Source organism: Alteromonas lipotrueae, assembly GCF_019249215.1.
In the GTDB taxonomy this organism is placed as follows: Bacteria; Pseudomonadota; Gammaproteobacteria; order Enterobacterales; family Alteromonadaceae; genus Alteromonas; species Alteromonas lipotrueae.
In genome coordinates this window covers 170,839-194,947 of the sequence record NZ_JAESDI010000006.1, presented here as the reverse complement: position 1 = coordinate 194,947, position 24,109 = coordinate 170,839, and the positions used below count along the sequence as shown (strand labels likewise).

Sequence of the window (24,109 nt, the reverse complement as noted above, 5' to 3'; positions counted from 1 at the left end):
CCAACACCAAGAGATTCTATTGCTATGCGCACCCACTACTTCAAAACAGCCCTTAGGCTTAAAAGTCTGACTCTTTCTGTAGGCATTGCGCTTCTTGCTGGTTGCACAGTAGGTCCAACCTTTACTATTCCTAAAGAAGCTTATTCAATAACGGATATAGAGAATAATAGAGACTACGTTCAGCAATATAATGTCTCTAATACCATGATTTCCGCTTCATGGTGGTCGCAATTTAATGACCCTATCCTGACTGAACTTGCCGCGCGAGCTGAACACGCCAATCTGGATTTACAACTTACCGCGAGTCGCATTGAGCAAAGCCGAGCACGCTTAGGAATAACCAAAGCCAATAAACTCCCCCAAGTATCTTTTTTTGGTGACTACACCCGTGAAGATATTAGTGACAAGAGTAAATTTGCAGCGCTTGGCGCTAAAGACAGTGGAAACAACTACTGGCAAACAGGCTTCGATGCAAGCTGGGAAATCGACTTGTGGGGTCATATCAAGCGTGCCGAAGAAGGTGCTATGGCTGAGTTAAAGGCAACGCTTCTAGACCGAGAAGCCTTTAAGGTTAGCTTGATGGCCGAAGTTGCCCACCAATATCTACAACTTAGAGGTACGCAAAGCCAATTACAGATTGTGCAACACAATAAAGCTATTGCAGCGCAAAAACTAAAACTGGTTAGTAACCAAGCTAACAATGGTTTTGCTACGCGCTATGATATGTCGATGGCAGAGGCTCAGCTAGCCACGGTGGAAGCGCAAATCCCCAGAATTATTGCAAAAAGAAATGCGCAAATGAACAGTATTGCTATCTTGCTTGGTGAATCGCCGCACGCACTCGATGCACTGCTTATTGATGCCATGCCCCAACCTTCGCTACCTAATACCATTCCCATTGGCATACCCAGTGAGTTAGCGCAACAACGCCCTGATGTGCTCTCTGCCCAAGCTAGGCTTCATAAAGCCACTGCTGATATTGGGGTGGCACAAGCTAACTTCTATCCGCGCATTACCTTAGTTGGCCGCACGGGGTTCGAGTCATTTGAAAGTGGCGACTTAGCCACATGGGATGCCAGTTTTTTTAGTATGGGCCCAGCTATTTACTTACCTATTTTCCAAGGTGGGAAGCTCGAAAAACGCTTAGAACTAACCGAAGAAGCTCAAAAAAGTGCGGCTATCACTTACCGAAAAACCGTACTAAATGCGTGGCACGAAGTAGACAATGCCCTCGATGGACTTGCGTCTATGCGAAGCCATCATGATGCCCTTGAAAAAGCCTACCATGGCTATCAACAGGCGCTTCACTTTGCAGAACGCCGTTTTGAACAAGGAGCGGGAAACTATCTTGATGTATTAACCGCACAGCGCAATTTGCTCGATAGCCAACTTGCACTGAGCGAAAGTGTGACCAGTACAAGCTTAAGCTTGGTGTCTTTATATAAATCGTTGGGCGGCGGCTGGAACGCAATAGAGGTGAGCGATGAGTAAACCTGCTTTACCACCCACCAAAATTCTAGCAGCGTTACTTGGTATATTTATCAGTGCGATGATGGCAGGTCTTAACAACAGAGTTGGCACCTTGGGATTAGTGGACGTGCGTGGCGCGCTTGGCTTTGGGGTAGATGGTGGCTCATGGATAACCACCAGCTATTTAGCAGGGGAAATACTCATTACCCCCTTTGCGACATGGTTTGCCATTACCTTTTCGGTTCGTCGTTTTCACACCTACATGGTGATAATTATCGCATTGATTGCGCTTACCTTGCCCTTCGTCAATGACTTATCACTGGTTATCGCGCTCAGGTTCGTTCAAGGCGTAGCCAGTGGGGCTCTTGTTCCACTATTGATGATGATGGCGTTAAAAGCATTGCCGCTGCATATACGTTTGCATGGGCTAGCGCTATACGCCATGACAGCGACATTTTCGCCTAATATTGCTATTTGGTTAACCGGACAATGGACTGATGAGGTAAACAATTGGCGCCTTATATATTGGCAAGTTATCCCGCTGTGTTTTGTGGCTATTGCGTTGGTACGTTGGGGGGCACCGAAGGAAGCCACCAAGTATGCGCGATTTAAAGAAGGGAATTGGCTAGGCATGGGCTTAGGCGTAATTGGCATGGCGCTGCTAACTATCGCTCTTACACAAGGGGAACGTTTAGACTGGTTCAATTCCACCTTAATCACCCTAGCATCAATAAATGGGGGCGCTTTGCTCGCTCTTTATCTTATTACTGAGTGGTACCACCCTACTCCCTTTATAAGTTTGCGACTACTCGGACGCAGAAATTTAGGGTTAGGATCGCTCATCTTTACTCTAATACTAATTGTGTTCATGTCAGCGACGGTACTACCCATGAACTTTTTAACTGCAGTACAAGATTATCGAGTACTCCAATCGTCTCAACTTGCACTGATCATCGCCCTGCCTCAGCTAGTGTTGGGTTCTGTGGTAGCCATACTGCTATATAAAAAGTGGGTTGATGCACGTGTTGTGTTCGCCATAGGTTTATTAACTATTGGTATCGCGTGTTTCATAGGTGCCGGTATTACCAGCAGCTGGAACCGTGATCAATTTTTAGTAACGCAAGTTTTGCAAGCCATTGGGCAACCTATGGCGGTGGTGTCTATGCTGTTTCTGATGACAAGCGTGGTTCAACCACACGAAGGCCCTTACTTCTCAGGTATTATCAATACGTTGCGGGTATTAGGAACATTGTTAGGCGGCGCATTAGTAGGCCACCTTTTGACGCAGCGCGGCAGTTTGCATACAGATACGCTTATCGGGCACGCGTCAACATCAAGTTCATATTTACCCATACTGAACCCTGCAGAGTTGTCACACGTTTTCGCTCAGCAATCGCTTACTCTATCAATAGCCGATATTTACCGTCTATTTGGTGTGCTTGCATGCCTGCTGATCCCCATCGTGCTCAGTATGACTCACGTGCCAGCGCCCAGCTCACCTGTAACCAATTAATCATTTTTAGCAAGGATAACAAATTATGGCATTACCCCGCCCTATCAAATTGACTATCGCTAGCGTACTTGTCGTCTTAGCAGTGGGCACTGTAGTTTATTTAAATGAACCAGAATCTAACAGCGCCTTCCAAACCACAAACGACGCTTACATAGAAGCCGACTTCAGTTCGGTGGGAGCAAAGTTATCAGGTACGGTTAAAGCCGTTTTAGTCGAGGAACACCAGCAGGTCAAACAAGGTGACCTAATGGTTTTAATTGAAGATGATGACGTTAAGCTTGCCGTTGCCGCTAGCAAAGCGAAAGCCCATAGTGCTAATGCGAACCTCGCGAGTATTAAAGCGAAATTATCTCAACAACACACAAAGATTGAACAAGCAGAGGCAACGTATAAAGCGAGTAAAGCCGCGCTCGCCTTAGCAAAAGCGAATCAAACTCGTTTCAGCAACCTCGCCCAAGATGGTTCAGGTAGTAAGCAAGCACTACAACAAGCGGATGCTCAACTTACTATTGCTCAGGCTAACGTAGCGAAAAGTAAAGCAGAACTAACCTTTACACAGCAGCAAACCCAGGTACTTAAAGCAAGTTTGGATGCAGCCAGAGCTGCGCTTGAACTTGCCGAAGCAAACCTTGACACTCAAACGCTTAAACTGTCCTACACAAAGTTTTATGCCCCTATAGACGGTATCATTGGGAAGAAACTAGCGCGGGTTGGTGAGTACATAAATACAGGGGAACCTTTGATGGTAGTCGTCCCTAGTAATACTTTATATATCACGGCAAACTACCGAGAAACGCAATTGGCACATATTAAAGCGGGCCAAACCGTAAACGTTGAAGTCGATGCCTTACCGGGTATCACCCTGAAGGGTAAGGTAGCCAGCTTAGGACCAGCAAGTAATGTCAGTTATTCTGCAGTTGCCCCACACAATGCGACAGGAAATTTCACAAAGATTGTTCAGCGCCTCCCCATACGCATTGGTTTAGACGGGACACAAGAACATATTGAAGATTTACGGGTGGGCATGTCGGTAGTTACAACCATAGAAACTAGCGTTGGCAAATAACGCGAGTTTTACTATTTCATAGTCACTTTGCCGCCAATTATTTTATAAGCAGGAGCGCCCCGCACGAGAGCTTCTCGAGCAAAAGACTGCTCGCAGCCCGGGCATTGGCAAGGTGTGGTGGTATAGTTTTCAACAATACGCTCCTTAAAACACTTTACTAATGCTCCTTTACCACCTTTACGGTATTTAAAAATGGGGGTTTTACATTTCGCGCAGGCTATTTGCACTGTTCGAACTGGCCCCTTTTTGTTTGGTTTTGCCATATCTGCCCACTTTATGAATCAACTCGTTCCTGGCGATGCTAAATTTAAACATCTGTGGCAACAACAAGCATCCTTTCCACATACGCTATATTGATAATACACCAATCCATAAACCTATTGGGCACACGCTTAGCTTGTCATTAATGGAAGTTCCCGAAAACTTCACCTATTATGGTATTAAGGCTCATATCTCCATAATAACACTCAGGTAATTATGTGAGGTATTCGGTTTTAGGTATTTATTCTGGGTATGTCGTAGTGGAAGTCTGCATCTTTGTTTATTTTTTAAAGGTAAAAGGTAAAAGTAGGCACATTAACGTTCAGTATGGAGGATTTAACATTTTGCATAAGCTTTCACTGCTAATATACTGAACTTATACTATTCTAAGTTCGAAGAATTAATACGTAATTATCGCGCCTAGCAGGATACATGCTGGATTCGACGACACAGACGCAACGGCGCTATCGACTAACGCCTTACGATAGAGCAATCGCCCCCTGCAATAGCAGTATCTTTAGATTTAGTATTTTAAGGAATAATGAAAATGAAAGCGAAAGCGGTCCTATTACTTAGTTTAATGTGTGCACTTCCTGTAAGTGCAGCAAACGTAATTATCGTTAGTGCAAAAAATAGTTCGGGTATTGATGCCGAATCCGTCAAAAGAATCTATCTTGGCAAAATGAAAGCATTTCCTGACGGAAGCAAAGCACTTCCTTTAACATTTGAACAAGGTAATGACGTTCGTGGTGCCTTTAATACTGGCGTGCTAGGTAAATCAGAGAGCCAATACTCTGCGTTTTGGTCTAAATTAGTTTTTACTGGCCAAGGAACGCCCCCGGAAGAGGTATCTACACAAGAAGAAATGCTGCAACTTGTTGCTGATAATCCAAACACTATTGGCTTTGTGGATGAGAGTTTAGCGAATGACTCTGTCACCGTAGTCGGTAGCTTCTAACTAGATAAAATTTTGCAACAAGAGCGCTTTTAATCATATTGAAAGCGCTTTTTTTATTTGCCATTAAGTATCAAGTAAACCCTACGCCCCACAGCAAAATTCACCTATTCCTCTCGCGTTTACTACCCCCCTTTTCTCTTCGGGCTAGCGCAAGAGTCTCTTTGCGTTACTGAGCAGGAAATCATAATTTTTTGTGAATGCTTGTCTTTATCTTCTATCAATTCAAGAAGCAGTTGTGCAGCTTCTTTTCCTATAATGTAAGGCTCTTGCTTTACTACCGTAACAGGTACTTTAAAAAACGCTGTCATGGGAATATCATCAAAACCTCACAAAGGAACCTCGTCAGGAACACTCACCCCTTCTTGGTTTTAAGTGCGCTAAAAGTTCGGTAGTAAGGGCAATATGACGGTGCTCGGTTTCGGTCGGAAAAGGAAAAAACAAGTTTCTGAATACGCCTAAAACGTTCTCGATAGGCTTTATCGAATCAATTGAGTATGAAAAAGTGTCAAAAGAAGTGGCTAATATATTGAACTGAGAGAGAGTGAGTAAATGAGCAAGAAATGGTTTAACACCATCTATAGCACATTCCGACGTTGTGCATAAGTATCGGGAGGCAGCTCAAGGTATTAATACAAGCGCTGGAATTAATCTACCTCACCGGAAAAGTGAGCTATTATAAATACATATCCCAAGGCCTTTAGTCACTAGAAAGAGCTCACAATTTCTAACTCTGCGTTAACCATAGATAAAGACGCGTTTAATCAAATACGTCGCCGTAGACTCATGCAAATTTGTGGAGTGTCTGCCCTCGGGCTAGTGGCTTCTCTTTCTGTGGCTCGAAACATTACCTTTTTCATTATTGCCGCCGGCCTTACCTGCCTAATTGCTGCGTTTGTATTCGCTTATAAACATAAAGTACTTGCCTCGGCTTCTACCCTGCTGGTGTCATTGTCTTCCATGTTGTTCGCGCTAGCGGCAACCGGTGCAGGGTTATTCGACCTAGCTATTTTGGGTTACCCCACCCTGATAATTTTCGCTGCTATTTTAGGCGGTGTAGGCTTGTTTTTAACGCTACTTTCTTTCGTTATTTTGCAATGTGTTCTGATTGTCGGGTTATCACTTCAAGGCGTTATTAGCCCCAATATCCCGTCGCTTAGCTGGGAGCATTTAATTTTTACATTAGTAATATTTATCGTCACGGGTTTTAGTGTTTACATTTTAGTTCGTGATATCAAAAATCTGATGACATCTCTGCAGCGAGAAAATATAAAAGTGGCCCAAAGTCGCACGCAAATTCAGCATTTAGCGCACCACGATAGCCTAACAAACTTACCTAACCGGCTTTATGGTGAAACCCTATTTAACTTATCGCTAAGCGAGTGTGAAGAAAATGGGCTGTCATTAGCAATTCTGTTTATTGATTTAGATAATTTCAAGCCTATTAACGATGCCTTAGGCCATGCAGCTGGCGATCAATTGCTTAAACTACTTACCCAACAGCTAACTGCAATCTTGTCGCCAAAACAATATCTCATCCGCTTCGGCGGTGACGAATTTCTGGTTATTGCCCCAATCACCCCTCAAACTAATGAATTGACGTCCCTCGCTAATTCTCTGATTGAGCAGTGCGCATCTGTTTTCGATATATTTCAAACCCAGGTAACGGTTTCAGCCTCTTTAGGTACAGCTAGCGCACCTAGAGATGGCACTGATTTTAAGCAGTTGTGCCGTAAAGCCGATATCGCCATGTACAAAGCGAAACAAGATGGCCGCAATACCTATCACCATTACAATGAGAGCTTAGACAAAGCCAGCGAAAACAAGTTTAAAATGCTACAGCTCTTGCGCCCCGCGCTGAGTGAACAGCAATTCGAACTGCACTACCAGCCCATTGTAGATTTAAAAAGTGGCAAAGTTGACACCTTAGAAGCACTATTACGCTGGCCTCAACCTGATGGCAGTATGATCCCACCGGACCTATTCATCCCCTTGGCAGAAGGTAGCGGCTTAATTAATGAACTAGGTAGCTGGGTAATACGTCAAGCCACCCAATTTTGTGCCAAATTGCGCCAGCAAGGTCATCATGACATACGCATGGCAGTGAATTTATCGGTGATGCAATTTAAAGACGGCCAGATTCAACGCACTATAGAAAGTGCATTGTATGAAGCAAGTTTACCTCCTGAAGCCTTAGAACTAGAGCTTACCGAATCCTTATTGATTGACGAAACCGAGCAAATACAAAAGCAGCTCGCGTCACTGAGTGAGCTTGGCATTACCATTGCCATTGATGACTTTGGAACTGGTTATTCTAACTTGGGTTATCTTCGAAATTTTAACGCCTCCAAGCTGAAAGTAGATAGATCTTTTATTATCCCGTTATGTTTCTCTGAGCACGATGAGTCTCTGGTAGGCGCGATTATCAATATGGCAGCCAGTTTAGGCTTGAAGACGGTTGCGGAAGGGATTGAAGATGAAGAAACCTTGCAAAAGCTCCTGTCACTTGGCTGCGACATTGGGCAAGGTTATTTCTGGTCTACACCATTGCCTGAAAACGCGTTAATAGAATTTTTGTTAAACCGTAACACTTAACATGGCGGCTTTTTCCTGCACTGTGTTTTCAGCCTTTGTCTGAAAAACAACTTTCATTAATTAAGTAGCTGCTTGATCCAGTTAACTGATAAAGTCAGCACTTCTTCTTTTTTGCTCGTATCAGGCTCATAAACGTTGAATATATGATCGGCGCCACCTAGGTAATAGGCATCTTCACGAACCGCATTACTCGCCTCAAAAATGACTTTTTCATGGGCAGGTAAATAGTCGTTCGAGCCTCTTATCGCTAATAACTCCCCTTCAAAATCACCTAAGTTTCGAATAGGGTTGTAACCTAACATTCCCACTACGTGCTTGCGGGTCAGGGTCAAATCAACCCAGCTTTTTAACGTGCTCTGCCCCTCTTCTAACGCTTGTCGAACTTCTTTATAGTTCTGCGCATTCGTGACTATTTCATTTGGGTTTAGCGCTGTGGACCATAACACCATACCATCGAAAACTTTAGGGTGCGTACTGACCAACTCCATAGCTGTCGCGCCCCCTAAACTAAACCCTACCACTACCAGTCGTGTACTAGGGTATTGCGCTTGCAAGTAATCTAGCCCAGCCTGAGCATCTTCTACGCGGCTTTTAAAGGTACTCGACAACGTATAGTTACTTGCTTCACGCTCAGCTTCACCTCGAACATCAAATCTAACAGAGGCTATGCAATGCGTACTTAACTGATGAGCCAAATCTTTATATAAGTCGCCTACTTCGTCTTTTTGCCCTGCCCAACCGTGAATTAACAGCACTGCGCCTTTTACATTAACATTTGAATCGTTTTTAACGGTGCAGCCAGGCTTGTCCAGTACCCCATTGGCACCCGAGCTCAAGGTTACGTTTTGGCTTAAGGTTACGTTTTGGCTTAAGGTTGCAATATTGCTTTCGCCTTGGCTACTTATATCGACATCAGCGTATACAGCGGTCGCTGTACTTAATAGTAATAGGCTTAATAACCATTCACTCAATCGCACCGAATTAGTTAGCACTGTATTTAATGCCCCAGCTCCAAGGCGCAAACTTACATTAAGCCTTCTTCTTACATGGTGTGATTTAACGCTTTTATGTCGAACCATTATTATCCTTATTGCTGTGACTTATTCTATGGCTTGGCTTTGGTGTCTAGTTCTGGTGCTTACCGCTATTGTTCAACTTTTTTACTTAGCCGATTTGCCTAGCGCTATTGATTATTCTCAAAGCCTGTTAATACAAATTTTTGTACTCGTCGGCCTGTACTGACTTCAGAGGTGTACAGATTACCCTTGCTGTCAGCTACCACACTATGTAACCAAGTAAACTGACCAGGGTAGCGGCCAGGACGACCAAAACTTCCCAACACTTGATAGTTTTCGTGTAATAAAATCCAAATGCGACCATTCATCATATCGGCCACGTACATGTATTTATTGTCTGGCGAAAATGCGATGTCAGAAGCTGTACCTAAGCCGCCGGTTTCGCCAGCCACTATCACGTCTTGCACGAAATTAACCGTGCCACTCTCATCAGCTTTGAATACTTGAATCCGATTATTCCGTCTATCGCACACATATATTCTGCCGTCAGTTGCTAGGGTTACACAATGCACAATGTCGCCAAAATTTTGCGCTTGTGTGCTGGTAGCACCGGCATTGGCGGTAGCTTGAGAAACATCGAACGCGCCTTCTCGCGTACCGCCGCCGGGTGCAGTGCCGTACGCACCCCATAGTTGGTCAAACTCGTTGGCATCTGTGTTAAACGCCGCCACGCGTTTATTAATATACCCGTCGGCAATAAAAACTTTGTTAGTCAGGGTGTTATGAAAAATGTCGGCAGGATTACCTAACATTGATTTACTTAAGTTGCCGTCGGTTTTCCCGCGAGTGCCAAACTGGCGTATAAATTCCCCATTTTCAGTGAAGTTAAGCACCACATGATCGCCATCGCCATTGCCGCCTAACCACACCGTGCTTTCTTCATCCACATAAAGTCCATGGACTGTTGCTGGCCACTGGTTTTCGCCGTTTATTGAAGGTGAAATTTCAGGCCCGCCCCACGCTTTCAGTAAGTCGCCTTGCGCAGAGAATTGTAAGACGTGAGGGGCAGCTTCACAGCACAGTCCCATCTTGTTGGAAAGCCCTACATCAAGCTTACTCAGTGAATTTGGTCGATGTAGTATCCACACGTTATCGTTTTTATCTACAGACAGCCCCGGCACCTGACCAATAATCAATGTTTTCGGCATTGTAGGCCAACTTGCATCTGCACTAAATTGAGGGACTGGTTGGGTAACATCTGCTTCAGGGTAGCGTTCAACGTCAACCAAACTGGGGGATAGTGGTTCCTGACGAACTTCACCATCAGTGGAAGCCTGACCGTTGGCATTAGCGGCACTCACCGAGAAAGAGAAGACAACGCAGCAAATGCACAAGCCAGCTATCTGCATATAAGATTTAGCGGATGATAAAGAGGTACAAAGCATTGCATTAACCCTTAAATGTATTGAACAAGCAATATTGAATTCGGTGAAATTGATGCGCTTTGGCAAAAAGCGATTTGTTTACGCGCTTAAATAATAAGCCAGCTGATGATTAAACACACTAACAAGAAAGTAATGTTCGTTGAAATGTCGTTAATTTCCGGCCAGTAATAGCAATTTTTTTGCGGCATTCCACTGTGCAGGCGTATTCACATTGGTTAACCGCGAATTTTTTTTAGGTGTTACTTCAATTGCACCAAAATTTGTACACATTGTATTGACCGAACGCTGCGGCACTTTTCCTTTAACAACATCTTCCAGGTACTGACGAATCTCTATGGTTAATGGCAAAAATAAGGGTAGATAATGATGGGAATAATAGACGGGACGTTTTGCGCTAGTTCCTCTGTTGATAAGCGCTTCTAAATCTTCTTTTCGTAACAGTGGCAAATCAACGGGCGTGATAATCAATGCGTCAGCGTTGCTCTGAATAGCGACAGAGTATATCCCCCCCAGAGGCCCAATATCTGCCACAACATCATTGACCACTTTATAGTTCTGAGCGCAGTCATCAGCCTCATTAGTCAGATAATTAGCAGTGATCGCTTCATTGCGGCTAATCAATAAATACTCAATAGGTAATGAGGAAACTAAGTCTGCCGTGTAAGTAAGCATATCGCGCTCGTCACGTTTCAAAAGTGCTTTATCCTCCCCCATTCGGCTTGACATCCCACCTGCTAGCACTACACCATCGATGACCATACCAACTTCCTTTCCTAATACTACCCTTAACAAAATCTCAACTCACTTTACCACGCTATTAGCATGGAGATAGTCATAAATTTCAGTCAACTGATGATAATTGAGGCAGTATTTAGTTAGCGGTTTACGCCAGTTAATATGGTTATCTATTAAGCACATTTACATTGATTAAGCGCAATGACAGCGCCTAATTGCTTGCAGTATTTCAACCAGTGCTATTTTTGATTGGCTATGGCTTCAAACCGCGCATCTATTTGGCGGCGCTCGCCGGACTGTTCAATAAACGCTAATGCTGCATTAAATTTATCGATGTGCGCTTGCGCATTTTCAAGCTCTTTAGAGACAATGTAATAAAGCGGAATAGTGGCTACAGGAATATCGATAATATTCACACTATCTAACACTTCAAATAGCGCTGAATTGTAATCGCCTTGCAGATAACCGTTAGTAAAGCCTACTTCGCCCCAGCCTTTCGATACTTGAACAATACACCCTCCTGCATCGGCCGCTCGTTGAACAGAAAGTTTATAAGCTTTGATAAACGCCGACTGTTCGCTACTTAAGCTATGACCATAGGGCAAACACAGGCGAGCCCCTGTAACGTCAGCTAATGTATTCACTTTCATTTCTTTCGAGGTGTAAATACGTACGGGAATTGAATTAATTTTTTTAGAGTAAATAAACGACTTAGCCCGCTCGTCGGTATAAACATAGGGAAATGTACCTTGGTACTTGCCTTCAAGCGCCCATTTGTAACCGCGCTGCCACGGTAAATAATCGATATAAATGGGGGTATTCATACGCTTGAAAATAGCTTTCACTAAGGAAACAGACCAGCCACCGTCTTGCGCCTTCTTATCAACATAAGGGAAATAGCTCGAACCTGTGGTTAACAGTGTATCGCCATCTTTCGGCATAGGTAGCTGGCTTTTTTCAGCCACACTAACGTAAGATGAAAATCCCAGACACAGCAAGATAAGCTTAACCACAACGTACTTCTTCATGTACAACTTCCAGCCGTTTTGATAATTTCATCGCTATTAAATGTTAAACAACGTTTATGTGTCTTTTAAAATTAACTATAAAGAAAAAATAGCGAGATAAAAATACAAATCGGATAATGCCACACAAAGCAGACCTGTGTTTTAGTCCACTGCAGCGGCACTCAATAATGATCACCGCACGAAACCAATTAAGACTCACCTGTTGATTTATCACCCCAAATCTCTTCTAAGCGCTGATCGCGGCCGCAGTTCCAGCGATATAATTTGTAGCGCACTGGGCTTTTTTTATAAAAATCCTGATGACCTATCTCGTCACCTTTAATGGGATAAAACGTCGATGAATCTAAAATAGGCGTAACCACTGTTTGATTTGGAAATTGCGCCTTTACCGCATTTTTAGTGTCTTGTGCGATGGCACGTTCTTCTTCACTAGCCACAAACACGGCACTTAAATAACTAGGGCCTTTATCACAAAATTGCCCTCTTGCATCGAAGGGGTCGATATTCACCCAGTAATGGTCGAGTATCTCTCGATACGACACCTTGCTTTCATCATAGGTTATCTTCACCGCTTCATAATGCCCCTTATGGCTGCCGTTATAGGTAGGATTGGGCGCGGTTCCTCCGGTAAAACCCGAGACCACATCGGTTACCCCCTCTAATTTTTCAAAATCAGATTCCATGCACCAGAAACACCCACCAGCCAGAACAGTCTCGTCAGCATTGGCAATTGGGGCAGCGATAAACGTGCTTAATAATAATGCGGGCAAAATAGATTTCATTATTAACCTTAAAATTAACTATCGAAGACAAAATATACGGCTCACTAATACAGAACGGATTAAGCCTTAGAAACTTTCATTTTCAGTGACATTATAATTGCACGTAAAATTTTCATGTATCTCTGTAGCCATAACGTGATGACACCACATTTAACTTACGACACTCGTGGCGTTTACTATCAGCATTATAACGCTATCGCCTGCATGGCTTAGGTTTGCAGAAAATTAGTGACAACGGCAGAGCACTTGCATCGTTACGTTTTTAAAATTCAAACTGTATAACCAGTTTGGTCAAAAACGTAAGGAAATAGCAAATGAGCATAGTTAAATCAGGCAGTGCGGCATACAAACCTTTAGGCAAACAAGGCAAAGGCAGTATTTCGACCGAAACAGGCACATTATCTAATCAACCCTACGGATTTAATACACGATTTGAAGATGGCAAAGGCACCAACCCCGAAGAACTCATAGGGGCGGCACATGCTAGCTGCTTCACCATGGCCTTATCTTTTGCATTATCAAGCGCAGGCTATGATGACGGAGAACTAAACACTACGGCTAAAATTAGTTTAGACAAGACAGACGATGGTTATGAGATTAGTCAGTCAGCGTTGAGCCTAGAAGCGAGCGTTGAGGGTATTACCGAAGACGAATTTGCTAAAATTGCTCAGGAAGCAAAAGATAACTGCCCAGTTTCGCAGCTTTTAGATACGAAAATCACCCTTGAGTACACGCTTAACCAGTAACAGTTTTCGTCATGTTATTAATTAATAGCTACTGAGTTTAACTCTTGGCTTAGGTCTTTTGACCAGGTTCTTGAATTAGCGACTAGGTTAGGTTATTGAACTAAGGTTTAAGGCTAGCTCTTGAACAAGGCGATTGTAAAAAATTAGTGGATAAGTCAGCAGGCTAACAGAGGCCTGCTGCTTCTTTTATTCAATACCATCTTATCAACTACTTCTTTATCCGCTGCTTCACTCGGCCGCTAACGCCAGCACCTGTAAATCTTGGGTTAAACTGGTTTCCGCACGTTCTACTACTCGCCCTATTTCTTCACCATCGCGCATTAATATGAAGGTAGGCGTATAGTTAAGCCCGTGCTTTTCTGCCACTCCCTCTGGGTCGCTCTTTTTTCTATCAACGGCGAATAAAGTAAATTGAGGTACATCTAACCCGCTAGCATCTAGTGTTTTTAATAGTCGGGGCACTTCCCTTTCACTGTCATGGCACCATGCGCCAAATAGTATGATTAGCGTATCGTCTTCTAAAGCAGATACTGCTTTAATCTCAGCGTCGCTCGGTTGGTACGACTTATATTCGTCCATAAAGGCTGGATACTGTGCTAGCAATGCTTCACCGCTAATTTCACCCACAACATCTGAAATGTCATCTGCACTCGTAGCATTGGTTGAGACTATTACTATTAATACAGTTAACATTGACTTTAGCACAGTAGACACAAACTTATCTGTAAACACCTTACATCTCCTTAAAAAGCGTATTACCGTATTCAATAGTGCATTGAGGTAAAACGCAAGTTCGCTATTCCCCCTTTTTCAGGTTTGAACGGCTTTGATAGTTGTGAGGAACTTAAACACAAAAAAAGCGGCATTCCTGCCGCTTTGGTTACTAATGTTGCTCTTAGAGGCTATCTATTTACCGATTACGCCGCAAGCCACTCGCTCGCCGCCACCGCCAAGTTTGGCTGGGGAATCAGAGTAGTTATCGCCACCGGCATGAATCATAATGGCGCGCCCTTCGATGTCTTCAAGCTCCAATTCTGGTGCGAACACAGGTTGAGTCGCATTACCACTTTCATCAACGTACAAGGTTGGCAAATCACCTTCATGACCTTCTTCAGACCAAGGTACACTGTGACTACCCGTATTTTCAGGGTCGAAATGCCCGCCTGCAGCACCACCTAGCACCTTTTTGCCATCTTTCATCGCCGCAGAGCAGTCGCCATTTTCATGTATATGAAAGCCGTGAATACCTCGGGTTAGCCCTGATAATTTTGGCGTAAATACCACACCGTCATCGTCGTAACTACTTACCATCACGCTGCCGATAGCTTCGCCTGTTTTCAGATTATTCATCATAATCTTTTTCCCTTCATCCTCATGATGGCCTGCGAAACTATTTGCGCTTAAGGCTAGTGAGATTGCACCCACCATAGCGGTTAACGTAAGCTTTTTCATCGCGTTCTCCTTCTCTGCTTAAAATTCGTATTAATGAAACCCGTACCCGTACCCGTGCAATTGTTAGGCGAGCTTGCATTACAACTTACTTTTAAGAGCAGCATAATTTGCACCATAAGTGGTTAATTCGCTATAACCACATGAAAAGCAAACATTAATAGGATCTCGATAATTTAAGCGTTACCGTTGCCTTTGAATAGGTGTAACGATTTAACTGGTGATGTGTAATCTTTACGCAAACAAGCGCTTATTCAATGAAGTCTATATTAATACTGCTGCCGCCTGTTTCTCGTTGCAACACGAATAACAACGCTTTATTCTCAAAGTACAAAAGAGATTTAGTGCATCAGTATGCATTGGGTTAATACTAACGATTAACGTGGTACGCTACTTTGTTAACTAGAGTTTTTAATCTGTTTCGCACTTTATCAGTGTTGCCATTATTTTTCTGCATCCCTGCTTTAGCTAGCACTAGCTGGCATACGCTTCATCAGCCTACGTTTTACACGCCTCTAGCCGAGACTTCACTCATTGACGGCCCTATCCTTTCGGTATTGGAAACTAAAGACGGGTTTATTTGGTTTGTTGATTCCAAAGGGTTATGGCGATGGGATTCCCAGTCGTTGAAAGCGGTAACATTTGAAAATAAGCAAAGCGATACGCCATCGCCTCAAATTCAAGCCACCTTTGCTACAAACAATGGCGAAGTATGGGTAGGTACTCAACAAGGTCTCTACCGTTTACACCAAGGAAAACTTCAACTCATTGCTTATGAACAAAGTTTACTTTCGGATGTATCGATACTCCACCTTAACGTCACCTCGGTTGCCAATAATAATATTTTCACTTTTACATCAGATAGAGCCTTGTTCATTTTTAATGATGCAACGAAAAAACTATTGAGATTTGAACTACCTAATAAAGCGAGGATCCATGCTCTTCATGTAGATAACAAGCACCAGTTGTGGGTTGGCTCTCAACATGGGCTGTTTCATTTTCCGCTTGTTGATATCGCAAGTAGCGGCATAAAACATGCTCCGCAACTAGTAGAAGTTGGTAGTGATAAACAACCCCGTATCAGTAGTATTCTTTCGACCGCTTCAGGCTCACTCGTCGTAGGCACCGCCGACAAAGGCTTGTTCGTCAAAAATGTGGATGCACCGTTTCGCCAATTAGCGATTGGTAGCACGACATTGCCTTGGCTTTTCACAATGAGCGAAATAAAACCTGATTTGCTGCTGCTTGGCACTTTTGGGCAAGGGTTGATAGAAGTGAATATTAAGACTCACGAAACCCGCCAGTTTTCGCACAATCCACTTCAACCAGCCTCGCTTGCTGACGACAATATCTGGTTTACCTTTACCGATAGCAAGGGGCTAGTGTGGATTGGCGCTGGGCACACACTGAATATTTTCGATGCGAATAACCATTCAATAATCAATATATTTGGTGGTGCAAATATTGATAAAAGCTTGAGTTACCGAAAAGTACATTCGGTACAGTCTCATCATGGCGAACTGTTCGTCGGTTCTGGTAATGCTGGTATTGAAATACTGTCACCAGTAAACGGCAAAACAGAACCGCTTTGGGAAACTTCAGAAAACCCCGTTGAAACCTTGCATGTCTCTAAAAATGGTGATGTATATGCGTCAAGCAACTTTGCAACAGTGAAAGTTGACCGTGTCACTAAACAAGGCCGACCGTTGGCGGTTTCAGCACGTAGCCCTACAACATTTACCACTGCCTTTTTATCGACAGGGACGAGTTTGTGGCTAGGCGGCACAGACGGCTTATGGGTGCAGCACAACGCTACAGAAAAACAAATTGAATTTGCTGACAGTATTACCGAGAGACGTATCGCCTCATTGGCCATTGATGAGAATCGCTTATGGATTGGTACGTGGCAAGGATTGGTCGAAGGCGATATTCGAATGGATCGAACTATCAACTTGGCTACAACTCACGTTGCTCATCCCATTCTAAAACAACAATATATATCTAGCTTATTCGTTGACGATAAAGGTTACCTTTGGGTTGGTACAGGCTCTGCAGGTTTATTTGTTAACCCTAACAAAGCCGACTGGATTCAAATAGAGAGCTCTAGTGGCTTACCAGGCGATAATATTGCTGCTATCGCGGGAGAAAGCGAAGATCATATTTGGGTAAGTACTACACAGGGCATTGCGGCAATAAATCGCCATACTTTTGTTGTCAGTCACGCAGTCGCTGCACCAAGCGTGGTGAATGCGCCTTATGCACATTCAGCAGCTGCAACGACAGATGAGAACGACATTGTTTTTGGAGGCATCAACGGCTTAACCATTATTGACAGTGCTAACTTTACGTTTTCGAAGTCGTCTGTGCCGATTTTGCTCACTGATGTTACTGTGGTTCACCATGACGATAGCATCGAATCGCTAGGGCTAATCGCGACTGATTTGACAGTTCCTCCGCTGATAAAACGAATAACCTTCGAATTTGCGGCGCTTGATTACCTTACCCCTGAACATACTCACTATCGCTATCGCGTATTGGGATTAGATGGAAACTGGGTTCAAGCAAATGCTGAGCAACGTTTAGCCGTCATTACTATGCCACAACCTGGCGACTATACTTTGCAAATTGAGTACTCTTACGATGGGATCACGTGGGAAAAAAACGCATTGCATCGACAGTTAGTTGTTTTGCCAGCGTGGTATCAAACCCCGCTAGCAAAATTTGCCGCTATTTTATTTTTATGTGTCGCTGTGTACATAGGCCATTTACTAGGGGTAAAACACCACAGACACCGTCAAGCATTTTTAGAAAAACTCGTGAACGCAAGAACCGCTGAGTTATTGACAGCCAATAAGCAACTCAGTGAACAAGCCGCCGCGCTCAAAGAGGCCAGCTTGACTGACCCGCTGACTGGGTTGCACAACAGGCGCTATCTAACACAACATATTGAGCGCGATATTGCCCTAGTGCAGCGTTATTACGATAACTGCGATCAAACGTACACTGTTCCCAATAACGACTACGATATATTATTCTTCGTTGTCGATTTAGACCACTTTAAAAACATTAACGATACTTATGGTCATCAGGCTGGTGACAAGGTTCTAATTGAAACACAAAAACGCTTAAAGCATATATTTCGTGAGACTGATTACCTTATTCGCTGGGGTGGTGAAGAGTTTTTAGTCGTCGTCCATAACACGCCTAGAGAAGAAGCTTGCGTGTTGGCAGAGCGAGCGGTGGATATTGTGGGTTCGACTACTTTCCAAATTACAGAAGAAACACGCAAACACGTCACCTGTTCAATTGGCTATGCTGCATACCCGCTTTCTCAGCAGCACTACAATATTTTTGATTGGCAAACCACAATAGGGTTTGCAGATACCGCGCTTTATGGCGCGAAAAATAATCGCCGCAACACATGGATGGGAATAACGTCTATTCCATCAAGCACAGACCGAAAGGCACTAGAAAAGGTTGCCAAAGCGCCTTCATCTATTTTTACCTACGCGCAAGTTCAACAACCTAGTAACTCGCAATAATAAAGAACACCAAGGCGAGTTTTGCTGAACATAAAACAGTAATAGTCAACAAAATAGCCCCCGCTCGTTGGACTTTCCAACTGCGGGGGCTTTTATTAAAAACAAAGTCTATAATACGACTAACTGTTTCTTTCTCTCTTGTCACCACGGTCGCCGCGCTCACCACGCTTGCCACGCTTTTCTTTCATCGACTCGAACTTTTCTAGCTGTTCGTCAGTTAGAATTTCACTTACCTTGACACGTACATCGGCCATTTTAAGGAAACGTGCTTTCGCTTTTTCGGCTTTTAGGTTTGCAAGTTCATTTAGGTCTTGCTCGTAATTAGCGTCTGACGGATCGAGTGCCTTAAATTGCGCTCTGAACGAGCCTTCACTACCTTTCTCTGGGCGGTTTGCTTTACGCTCCGCTTTAAGTTCAGCTTTTAATGCTTTTAGTGCATCTTGTTGCTCGTCAGTTAAATCTAGCACTTTCGTCATTTTGTGTATGGGGAAGAAGTCGGGACCTTTACGATCATCAGAATGTTTACCACCTGCATAAGCAGTAGTGGCGATACATGCACTCAATAAAACACCGGCAATTAATTTTTTCATCTTAATATTCCTACTTGTTTTGGTCATGATGCTGCATGACATGGGGGAAACGTTTTGTTTCATCAACGAAGCTAAGTATGCATAAACGATTCGATAAGTAGGGTTAAGCTAGTGTAAAGTTCGGTAAAGTTGAAAAGCCCTCAAAATAAAACGGTTAAGCTCTATTTTATGGAAAATGAAAAATACAAAATCTTACTGGTAGATGACGACGCAGAACTCTGCGCGCTACTCAGTGAATTCCTGCAGACCGACGGCTTTGCAGTTGAAACCTTAAATAGTGGCGATGCCGCCGTTACCCGCCTATTGCAAAGCGATGAGTTCGATACGGTAGTATTAGATATTATGATGCCCGGCATGTCAGGCCTTGATGTACTGCGTAATGTTCGCGCAAAAAAGCAAACGCCTATTCTCATGCTTACGGGCCGTGGTGATGACATAGATAGAATTCTTGGCTTAGAAATGGGGGCGGATGATTACCTAGCGAAGCCTTGTAACCCACGGGAACTCGGCGCGCGTATTCGCGCCATTATTCGCCGGACCCAAAATGGCAATGCGCCAACCCAAGCGGTTGTGCATGCTCAACTTCACGGTATTGTACTTGATAGCGGCGCTAGAACGGCGTTAGTAGACAACACCCCTCTGCCTTTAACTGGCGCAGAGTTCAATGCGCTAAGCTTGTTAATGGAACGCGTTGGACAAACCATTACTAAACAAGAAATGACAGAAGAAGTGCTTAATCGGCCACTTGAAGCCTACGACCGCGCGATGGATGTACACGTAAGCCGAATACGCCAGAAGCTGACTGCGGTAGGTATAAACGACGTGATTAAGTCGGTTCGTGGCGTGGGTTATCAAATGCTTACCCCACCAACGCAACAGTAAGGTATAGCATGAAGCGTTCAGAGGTTTGGCATTCAATAAAACAAACGTTTGGGTTCAAACGCCTGTTTTGGCGAATATTCCTTACGTTCTGGTTAGCTAGCCTACTCGTGATGACTGCCACAGGATATGTACTGATTAGTAAATACACTTCTGATGAATACAACCAACGTTATTTTAATGGTGTACTTAGCCAAGCCGAACGCATTGTGTGGCGTTACGAGCAAGACCTTGCAAACGGTAATGTCCCTAAAGGGAAAATAAAAGATTGGATAAGCCATAATGTCAGACATCGTGGCGATCTCATTGCTATGCAGATATCGGATAACACGGGTAGAACCATCTATCATTATCGTATGAACAAAGTGCCTCAACGGGATCGCACAGTAAAATTAGTTTATGGCCTATCTGCACTGCCCTACCGGGTAGAAACCCGATTGCCAGAAGCGCCTCGCATCTATAAACAAGTACTTTACCGGTTTCAATCTCTGCAGTTCGTTTTTATCTTTATTGCCTCAGCCATTGTCAGTGCGCTATTAAGTTGGGGCATCGTACGCCCTATTAACTACCTAGGTGCGTTTAGTCGACGTTATGCCAACCAACAAGAAGTTGCCACGCTGCCTAGAGCCATTCTGACTCGTGGTGATGAACTAGGCGACTTAGCCGCTGATATTAGCTTTATGGTCAATAAAACGCATCAAGCTGCCACGAATCAGCAACAACTGTTGCATGATGTCTCCCATGAACTTCGCGCGCCGCTGGCTCGTTTGCAAGCATCAGCAGCCATTATAGAGCAGCACACGCCTGATAGTCGCCATGTGAAGCAAATTCATAATGATTGCGTTCGTATGGATGCACTTATTCAACAAATATTGGATTATTCAAAGTTAGAAAAAGGTAAGCCAACCCCAGAAGCTTGCGATATTAATGCCCTGTGCGAACGTATAGCCGACGATATGGCAGTGCACTACCCGGGCATTCCTCTAACCCTTAACTGCGAGCCAAATGTAACAATTTCAGGTTATGCAGAAGCCCTTCATCAAGCACTGGAAAATATTATCGGCAATGCCTGCAAATATTCATCTCGCGGTGAATTGGTTGAGGTGAGCACGGAAAAGCAGAATAACATGGCTGTAATTACCGTGCGCGACCATGGCCCTGGCGTTGATAGTGATGAAATAGAAAAGTTGCTTCAACCTTTCTACCGTGCAGGCAACCAAATGCATACATCAGGGTTCGGACTAGGGCTGAGCATTGCGAAAAAAGCCATTGAAAAACATGGTGGAAGATTACAAATGACTCGCCCTGCCGATGGTGGCTTAAGCGTTGCAATTGCGTTGCCGATAAATCAGTAATCCACCGCGTATAATCCGCCAACTATTCGATATAGAACGTTGAACCAGATTCAATCCTGATATAAACCAGTACTGTCTAACCTGCCCCCTACAGCCGAGTAAAAAACCAGTGCAATGCAGCTTGAAAATAAGGCATATAACCTGCTTATTTATGATGACTAGCTAACTTATTCCCCGTGTTTGCCAATGTGAATAGCCTGCGTTACGTGCTTGAAGTATAGGCTCGACAACACCGTGGAGATAATATATTTCTAATAAATAGCGTGCTTTATTACGGGCAGGATAATGATGACAAAAACAAGGATTGCGTTAATTGGTGGCGGCCCCAGCGCCCTTTCTATTCTAAAAAAAGTATTGCGCTTTTTTGACAAGCAGCTTGATGATGCCGAGAGTGTAAATGGCAGAGCACCTCCTCGTTTAACCTTCGATATCTTTGAGCGAAATACCGCCCTTGGCAAAGGCATGCCTTATAGTAAAGATGGGGCGTCGTGGGAACATATTACCAACATTTCATCTGATGAGCTGGCTCCGTTTGATGAAACACTACTTGAATGGCTGCGCCAACAAAGCTCCGAGCACCTCGCGGAATATCAAATTGTAAAAACTAAACTACATGAAAAACACGTGGTACCCCGATTGCTCATTGGGGAATATTTACAGGCCCAATTTTGTGAACTAATTGGCAAATGCCGTTCAGCAGGGATACACGTGAACGTGCATCTTCAGTGCAACATTTTGGACATTAAACCCAGCACTGCAGATGAAAGTAGCCTTGAGCGTAATAATAGCCCTGAGCTTACAAACACCGACAGTCATACTGGCACTAACATATTAACTGACAGTGGATGGGTAACAGGATTCGATAACGTGGTGATCTGCACTGGCCATATTTGGCCCAAGATCCACGAAGGTAAAGTAAAAGGGTATTTTGATTCTCCCTACCCGCCCACTAAGTTGCAGCAAAAATATAACCATACAATAGCGCTTAAAGGCAGTTCCCTTACCGCTATTGATGCAATTCGTACATTAAGCGAAGCTAATGGTGAGTTTTATCAATCTGATAACCAACTAAAATATCGTTTATTCGACGACGTACCAGATTTCAAGATAATCATGCACTCTTTAGCGGGCTTACTGCCGAATATTCGCTTTCACTTAGACGACCCACTAGTGTCTGATGAAGGCATGCTAAGCGAGCAAGAAATTGCTCAACATAGGGCTGATAACGATGGTTTCTTAAGTTTAGACTTTATTTTTGAGCGAAACTTCAAAGCGACATTAAAAAAACGCGCCCCTCACTTTCATCAGAAAATCGAAGACATGAATGTAGAAGCGTTTTGCCAATGGATGCTTGAGTCTCGTAAAGCGTATGAGCCCTCCACCTTATTTAAAATTGAGTACCTGCAAGCTGAGCAGTCGATTAAACAAACGCACACCTTAGAATGGAAAGAAGCCCTCGCATTGTTAAGCTTCACGATGAACCACCCCGCTAAGTATTTTAGCGCAGAAGATACCCTACGACTACGCAATCACCTTTTACCACTCATTGGCCTTATGATTGCGAACATTCCGCAATCATCCGCTTCTCAATTACTTGCCCTTCACGATAGTGGCGTACTCGATATTGTTGCTGTAGATAGCAGTAGTCACCTTGAAATTGAAGGCGATGGCGATTTTCAATTTCATTTTAAGGACGAGGATAACAAGCCTGCTGTAAACACATATAAAACTTTTATCGATTGCACTGGGCAGAAGTCGCTGCCAATAGACGAATTTCCCTTTAAATCTATGTTTGCAGATGCCGAGCCATTGGTCGCTAAAGTACGTTTAAAGACAAGCACCAAGGTAAAAAGCATTTAGCAGACAACCCTAATAGCGAATGCAAAGGTTCCGACAATGAATACTATTTAGAAACGGGTGGTTTTGCTATTAATGATGATTTTCAGCCCCTTCTAGCGAACGGCAGCGTGGATGAACGTTATTTTATTATGGCAGTACCCTATATTAGTGGGTTTAATCCAGACTATTCCGGTTTCGACTTTTGCGATCAAGTCGCCGAGTTAGTTGTGAATAAGCTTAAGTGAGCCAATAAAACTATGCACCATCTATGCTAGAGTGCCTGTGTCATTTGGGGATAAAAATCGATTTTTAAGTGATTACCGTATTAGGGGTAGACGCACTATTAGAACGTGCTTTAAAAGGATAGAAAAATGAAAAAGATAATTGCCGTGATGGTCGCAGCAGCCAGCTTAGCCGCGTGCAGTGATAACGAAGTGGGAGATGTGTCGTTAGGCGTATTCACCACTAAAGATATTAAATTAGATGCCATGCAAGACCCTATCGTTACGGGCGTAACTTGCCACATCTCTAGCATTGAAGCGAATTTAGATGTGTCTGATCCTTCCGATAGCTCTATCGCTTGCCGTCAAACCGGTGAAATTACCGCGCAAATGCTCAGAGATATCGATAAGTCAGATTCAGGCGATATTATTTTCAGAAAGTCGAAAAGTATTTTCTTTAAAAATATGAAAGTGAGACGCATTTTTGACGCCAAGTCACAAACCTTGATGTATCTTTCGTATTCTACAAAAGAAACATCAGGAAGTTATAAACATAGCTTATCAACCGTGCCTTTATGGGGAACGGCGGCCTACGGTGTGATTACTAACGAAGATTAACCGC

General features: G+C 43.7%; 21 protein-coding genes. 11 read left to right on the top strand and 10 right to left on the bottom strand.

Annotation, left to right across the window (positions count from 1 at the left end; genetic code table 11):
- Positions 1–24: 24 nt before the first annotated feature.
- The 3 genes from JKP82_RS08695 to JKP82_RS08685 are packed head-to-tail and all read left to right on the top strand — an operon-like array spanning position 25 to position 4,049.
- On the top strand, positions 25–1,491 hold the full coding sequence (locus tag JKP82_RS08695; protein WP_218396680.1) for an efflux transporter outer membrane subunit: 1,467 nt from the start codon (positions 25–27) through the stop codon (positions 1,489–1,491).
- On the top strand, positions 1,484–2,983 hold the full coding sequence (locus tag JKP82_RS08690; RefSeq protein WP_218396678.1) for an MFS transporter: 1,500 nt from the start codon (positions 1,484–1,486) through the stop codon (positions 2,981–2,983). Before JKP82_RS08695 ends, JKP82_RS08690 begins: the two co-directional genes overlap by 8 nt.
- Before the next feature lie 25 nt (positions 2,984–3,008).
- On the top strand, positions 3,009–4,049 hold the full coding sequence (locus tag JKP82_RS08685) for an HlyD family secretion protein (RefSeq protein WP_159531691.1): 1,041 nt from the start codon (positions 3,009–3,011) through the stop codon (positions 4,047–4,049).
- 11 nt (positions 4,050–4,060) lie between these two features.
- On the opposite strand, the gene JKP82_RS20825 is transcribed toward JKP82_RS08685, so the two are convergent.
- A complete protein-coding gene (locus JKP82_RS20825) occupies positions 4,061–4,312 on the bottom strand; it encodes a hypothetical protein (RefSeq protein WP_159531693.1) in 252 nt (83 codons plus the stop codon).
- A gap of 578 nt (positions 4,313–4,890) precedes the next feature.
- Between JKP82_RS20825 and JKP82_RS08680 the strand changes: the two genes are divergently transcribed.
- A complete protein-coding gene (locus JKP82_RS08680) occupies positions 4,891–5,268 on the top strand; it encodes a type 2 periplasmic-binding domain-containing protein (RefSeq protein WP_159534591.1) in 378 nt (125 codons plus the stop codon).
- 122 nt (positions 5,269–5,390) lie between these two features.
- On the opposite strand, the gene JKP82_RS08675 is transcribed toward JKP82_RS08680, so the two are convergent.
- Positions 5,391–5,576 (bottom strand): substrate-binding domain-containing protein, encoded by a 186-nt coding sequence (locus tag JKP82_RS08675; RefSeq protein ID WP_246604338.1) that lies wholly within the window; start codon positions 5,574–5,576, stop codon positions 5,391–5,393.
- Between the two features lie 475 nt (positions 5,577–6,051).
- On the opposite strand from JKP82_RS08675, the gene JKP82_RS08670 reads away from it, so the two are divergent.
- Positions 6,052–7,860 carry a putative bifunctional diguanylate cyclase/phosphodiesterase gene (locus JKP82_RS08670; protein ID WP_220099891.1) on the top strand — a complete coding sequence of 603 codons (1,809 nt, stop codon included), beginning with the start codon at positions 6,052–6,054 and terminating at the stop codon, positions 7,858–7,860.
- A gap of 56 nt (positions 7,861–7,916) precedes the next feature.
- Here the strand turns inward: JKP82_RS08670 and JKP82_RS08665 are convergent, their stop codons facing one another.
- The 5 genes from JKP82_RS08665 to msrA all read right to left on the bottom strand — a co-directional run bounded on the left by JKP82_RS08665 (position 7,917) and on the right by msrA (position 12,866).
- Complete coding sequence (locus JKP82_RS08665) at positions 7,917–8,939, bottom strand: alpha/beta hydrolase (protein ID WP_218396676.1); 1,023 nt, start codon at positions 8,937–8,939, stop codon at positions 7,917–7,919.
- A gap of 104 nt (positions 8,940–9,043) precedes the next feature.
- A complete protein-coding gene (locus tag JKP82_RS08660; protein WP_159531697.1) occupies positions 9,044–10,321 on the bottom strand; it encodes a beta-propeller fold lactonase family protein in 1,278 nt (425 codons plus the stop codon).
- A 150-nt stretch (positions 10,322–10,471) separates the two neighbouring features.
- On the bottom strand, positions 10,472–11,080 hold the full coding sequence (gene mobA, locus JKP82_RS08655; protein ID WP_159531699.1) for a molybdenum cofactor guanylyltransferase: 609 nt from the start codon (positions 11,078–11,080) through the stop codon (positions 10,472–10,474).
- Between the two features lie 215 nt (positions 11,081–11,295).
- Positions 11,296–12,084 (bottom strand): substrate-binding periplasmic protein, encoded by a 789-nt coding sequence (locus JKP82_RS08650; RefSeq protein WP_159531701.1) that lies wholly within the window; start codon positions 12,082–12,084, stop codon positions 11,296–11,298.
- Between the two features lie 188 nt (positions 12,085–12,272).
- Positions 12,273–12,866, bottom strand: coding sequence for a peptide-methionine (S)-S-oxide reductase MsrA (msrA, locus tag JKP82_RS08645; RefSeq protein WP_159531703.1), 594 nt, complete (start codon positions 12,864–12,866; stop codon positions 12,273–12,275).
- Between the two features lie 314 nt (positions 12,867–13,180).
- On the opposite strand from msrA, the gene JKP82_RS08640 reads away from it, so the two are divergent.
- Positions 13,181–13,612, top strand: coding sequence for an OsmC family protein (locus JKP82_RS08640; protein ID WP_159531705.1), 432 nt, complete (start codon positions 13,181–13,183; stop codon positions 13,610–13,612).
- A gap of 228 nt (positions 13,613–13,840) precedes the next feature.
- Here the strand turns inward: JKP82_RS08640 and JKP82_RS08635 are convergent, their stop codons facing one another.
- Together JKP82_RS08635 and JKP82_RS08630 are read right to left on the bottom strand one after the other, a co-directional pair.
- Positions 13,841–14,344, bottom strand: a complete 504-nt coding sequence (locus tag JKP82_RS08635; protein WP_159531707.1) for a thioredoxin family protein — start codon at positions 14,342–14,344, stop codon at positions 13,841–13,843.
- A 174-nt stretch (positions 14,345–14,518) separates the two neighbouring features.
- A complete protein-coding gene (locus JKP82_RS08630) occupies positions 14,519–15,064 on the bottom strand; it encodes a superoxide dismutase family protein (RefSeq protein ID WP_159531709.1) in 546 nt (181 codons plus the stop codon).
- A gap of 392 nt (positions 15,065–15,456) precedes the next feature.
- Here JKP82_RS08630 and JKP82_RS08625 point away from each other — a divergent pair, with 392 nt between their 5' ends.
- On the top strand, positions 15,457–18,603 hold the full coding sequence (locus JKP82_RS08625) for a ligand-binding sensor domain-containing diguanylate cyclase (RefSeq protein WP_218396674.1): 3,147 nt from the start codon (positions 15,457–15,459) through the stop codon (positions 18,601–18,603).
- A 119-nt stretch (positions 18,604–18,722) separates the two neighbouring features.
- Here the strand turns inward: JKP82_RS08625 and JKP82_RS08620 are convergent, their stop codons facing one another.
- The gene (locus JKP82_RS08620; protein ID WP_218396672.1) at positions 18,723–19,193 is read right to left on the bottom strand and encodes a Spy/CpxP family protein refolding chaperone; all 471 of its coding nucleotides are present in this window, start codon (positions 19,191–19,193) and stop codon (positions 18,723–18,725) included.
- Between the two features lie 168 nt (positions 19,194–19,361).
- On the opposite strand from JKP82_RS08620, the gene JKP82_RS08615 reads away from it, so the two are divergent.
- The 4 genes from JKP82_RS08615 (at position 19,362) to JKP82_RS08600 (ending at position 24,105) form a co-directional block, all read left to right on the top strand.
- Positions 19,362–20,075: a response regulator transcription factor gene (locus JKP82_RS08615; protein ID WP_218396670.1), complete on the top strand. Its 714-nt coding sequence runs from the start codon at positions 19,362–19,364 to the stop codon at positions 20,073–20,075.
- Positions 20,076–20,083: 8 nt separating this feature from the next.
- Positions 20,084–21,427, top strand: a complete 1,344-nt coding sequence (locus JKP82_RS08610; protein ID WP_159531727.1) for a sensor histidine kinase — start codon at positions 20,084–20,086, stop codon at positions 21,425–21,427.
- A 285-nt stretch (positions 21,428–21,712) separates the two neighbouring features.
- A complete protein-coding gene (locus tag JKP82_RS08605; protein ID WP_258544369.1) occupies positions 21,713–23,287 on the top strand; it encodes an FAD/NAD(P)-binding protein in 1,575 nt (524 codons plus the stop codon).
- A gap of 350 nt (positions 23,288–23,637) precedes the next feature.
- Complete coding sequence (locus JKP82_RS08600; protein WP_159531731.1) at positions 23,638–24,105, top strand: CreA family protein; 468 nt, start codon at positions 23,638–23,640, stop codon at positions 24,103–24,105.
- Positions 24,106–24,109 lie beyond the last annotated feature (4 nt).

Excerpts from the sequence above, each read along its gene's own strand:
- JKP82_RS08685 (WP_159531691.1), top strand. The coding sequence starts at position 3,009 with ATGGCATTACCCCGCCCTATCAAATTGACTATCGCTAGCGTACTTGTC.
- JKP82_RS08670 (WP_220099891.1), top strand. The coding sequence starts at position 6,052 with ATGCAAATTTGTGGAGTGTCTGCCCTCGGGCTAGTGGCTTCTCTTTCT.
- mobA (WP_159531699.1), bottom strand. The coding sequence starts at position 11,080 with ATGGTCATCGATGGTGTAGTGCTAGCAGGTGGGATGTCAAGCCGAATG.
- JKP82_RS08610 (WP_159531727.1), top strand. The coding sequence starts at position 20,084 with ATGAAGCGTTCAGAGGTTTGGCATTCAATAAAACAAACGTTTGGGTTC.
- JKP82_RS08620 (WP_218396672.1), bottom strand. The coding sequence starts at position 19,193 with ATGAAAAAATTAATTGCCGGTGTTTTATTGAGTGCATGTATCGCCACT.
- JKP82_RS08690 (WP_218396678.1), top strand. The coding sequence starts at position 1,484 with ATGAGTAAACCTGCTTTACCACCCACCAAAATTCTAGCAGCGTTACTT.
- JKP82_RS08605 (WP_258544369.1), top strand. The coding sequence starts at position 21,713 with ATGATGACAAAAACAAGGATTGCGTTAATTGGTGGCGGCCCCAGCGCC.
- JKP82_RS08600 (WP_159531731.1), top strand. The coding sequence starts at position 23,638 with ATGAAAAAGATAATTGCCGTGATGGTCGCAGCAGCCAGCTTAGCCGCG.
- JKP82_RS08695 (WP_218396680.1), top strand. The coding sequence starts at position 25 with ATGCGCACCCACTACTTCAAAACAGCCCTTAGGCTTAAAAGTCTGACT.
- msrA (WP_159531703.1), bottom strand. The coding sequence starts at position 12,866 with ATGAAATCTATTTTGCCCGCATTATTATTAAGCACGTTTATCGCTGCC.
- JKP82_RS08615 (WP_218396670.1), top strand. The coding sequence starts at position 19,362 with ATGGAAAATGAAAAATACAAAATCTTACTGGTAGATGACGACGCAGAA.
- JKP82_RS08675 (WP_246604338.1), bottom strand. The coding sequence starts at position 5,576 with ATGACAGCGTTTTTTAAAGTACCTGTTACGGTAGTAAAGCAAGAGCCT.
- JKP82_RS08680 (WP_159534591.1), top strand. The coding sequence starts at position 4,891 with ATGTGTGCACTTCCTGTAAGTGCAGCAAACGTAATTATCGTTAGTGCA.
- JKP82_RS08665 (WP_218396676.1), bottom strand. The coding sequence starts at position 8,939 with ATGGTTCGACATAAAAGCGTTAAATCACACCATGTAAGAAGAAGGCTT.
- JKP82_RS08650 (WP_159531701.1), bottom strand. The coding sequence starts at position 12,084 with ATGAAGAAGTACGTTGTGGTTAAGCTTATCTTGCTGTGTCTGGGATTT.
- JKP82_RS08640 (WP_159531705.1), top strand. The coding sequence starts at position 13,181 with ATGAGCATAGTTAAATCAGGCAGTGCGGCATACAAACCTTTAGGCAAA.
- JKP82_RS08660 (WP_159531697.1), bottom strand. The coding sequence starts at position 10,321 with ATGCTTTGTACCTCTTTATCATCCGCTAAATCTTATATGCAGATAGCT.
- JKP82_RS08630 (WP_159531709.1), bottom strand. The coding sequence starts at position 15,064 with ATGAAAAAGCTTACGTTAACCGCTATGGTGGGTGCAATCTCACTAGCC.
- JKP82_RS20825 (WP_159531693.1), bottom strand. The coding sequence starts at position 4,312 with ATGGCAAAACCAAACAAAAAGGGGCCAGTTCGAACAGTGCAAATAGCC.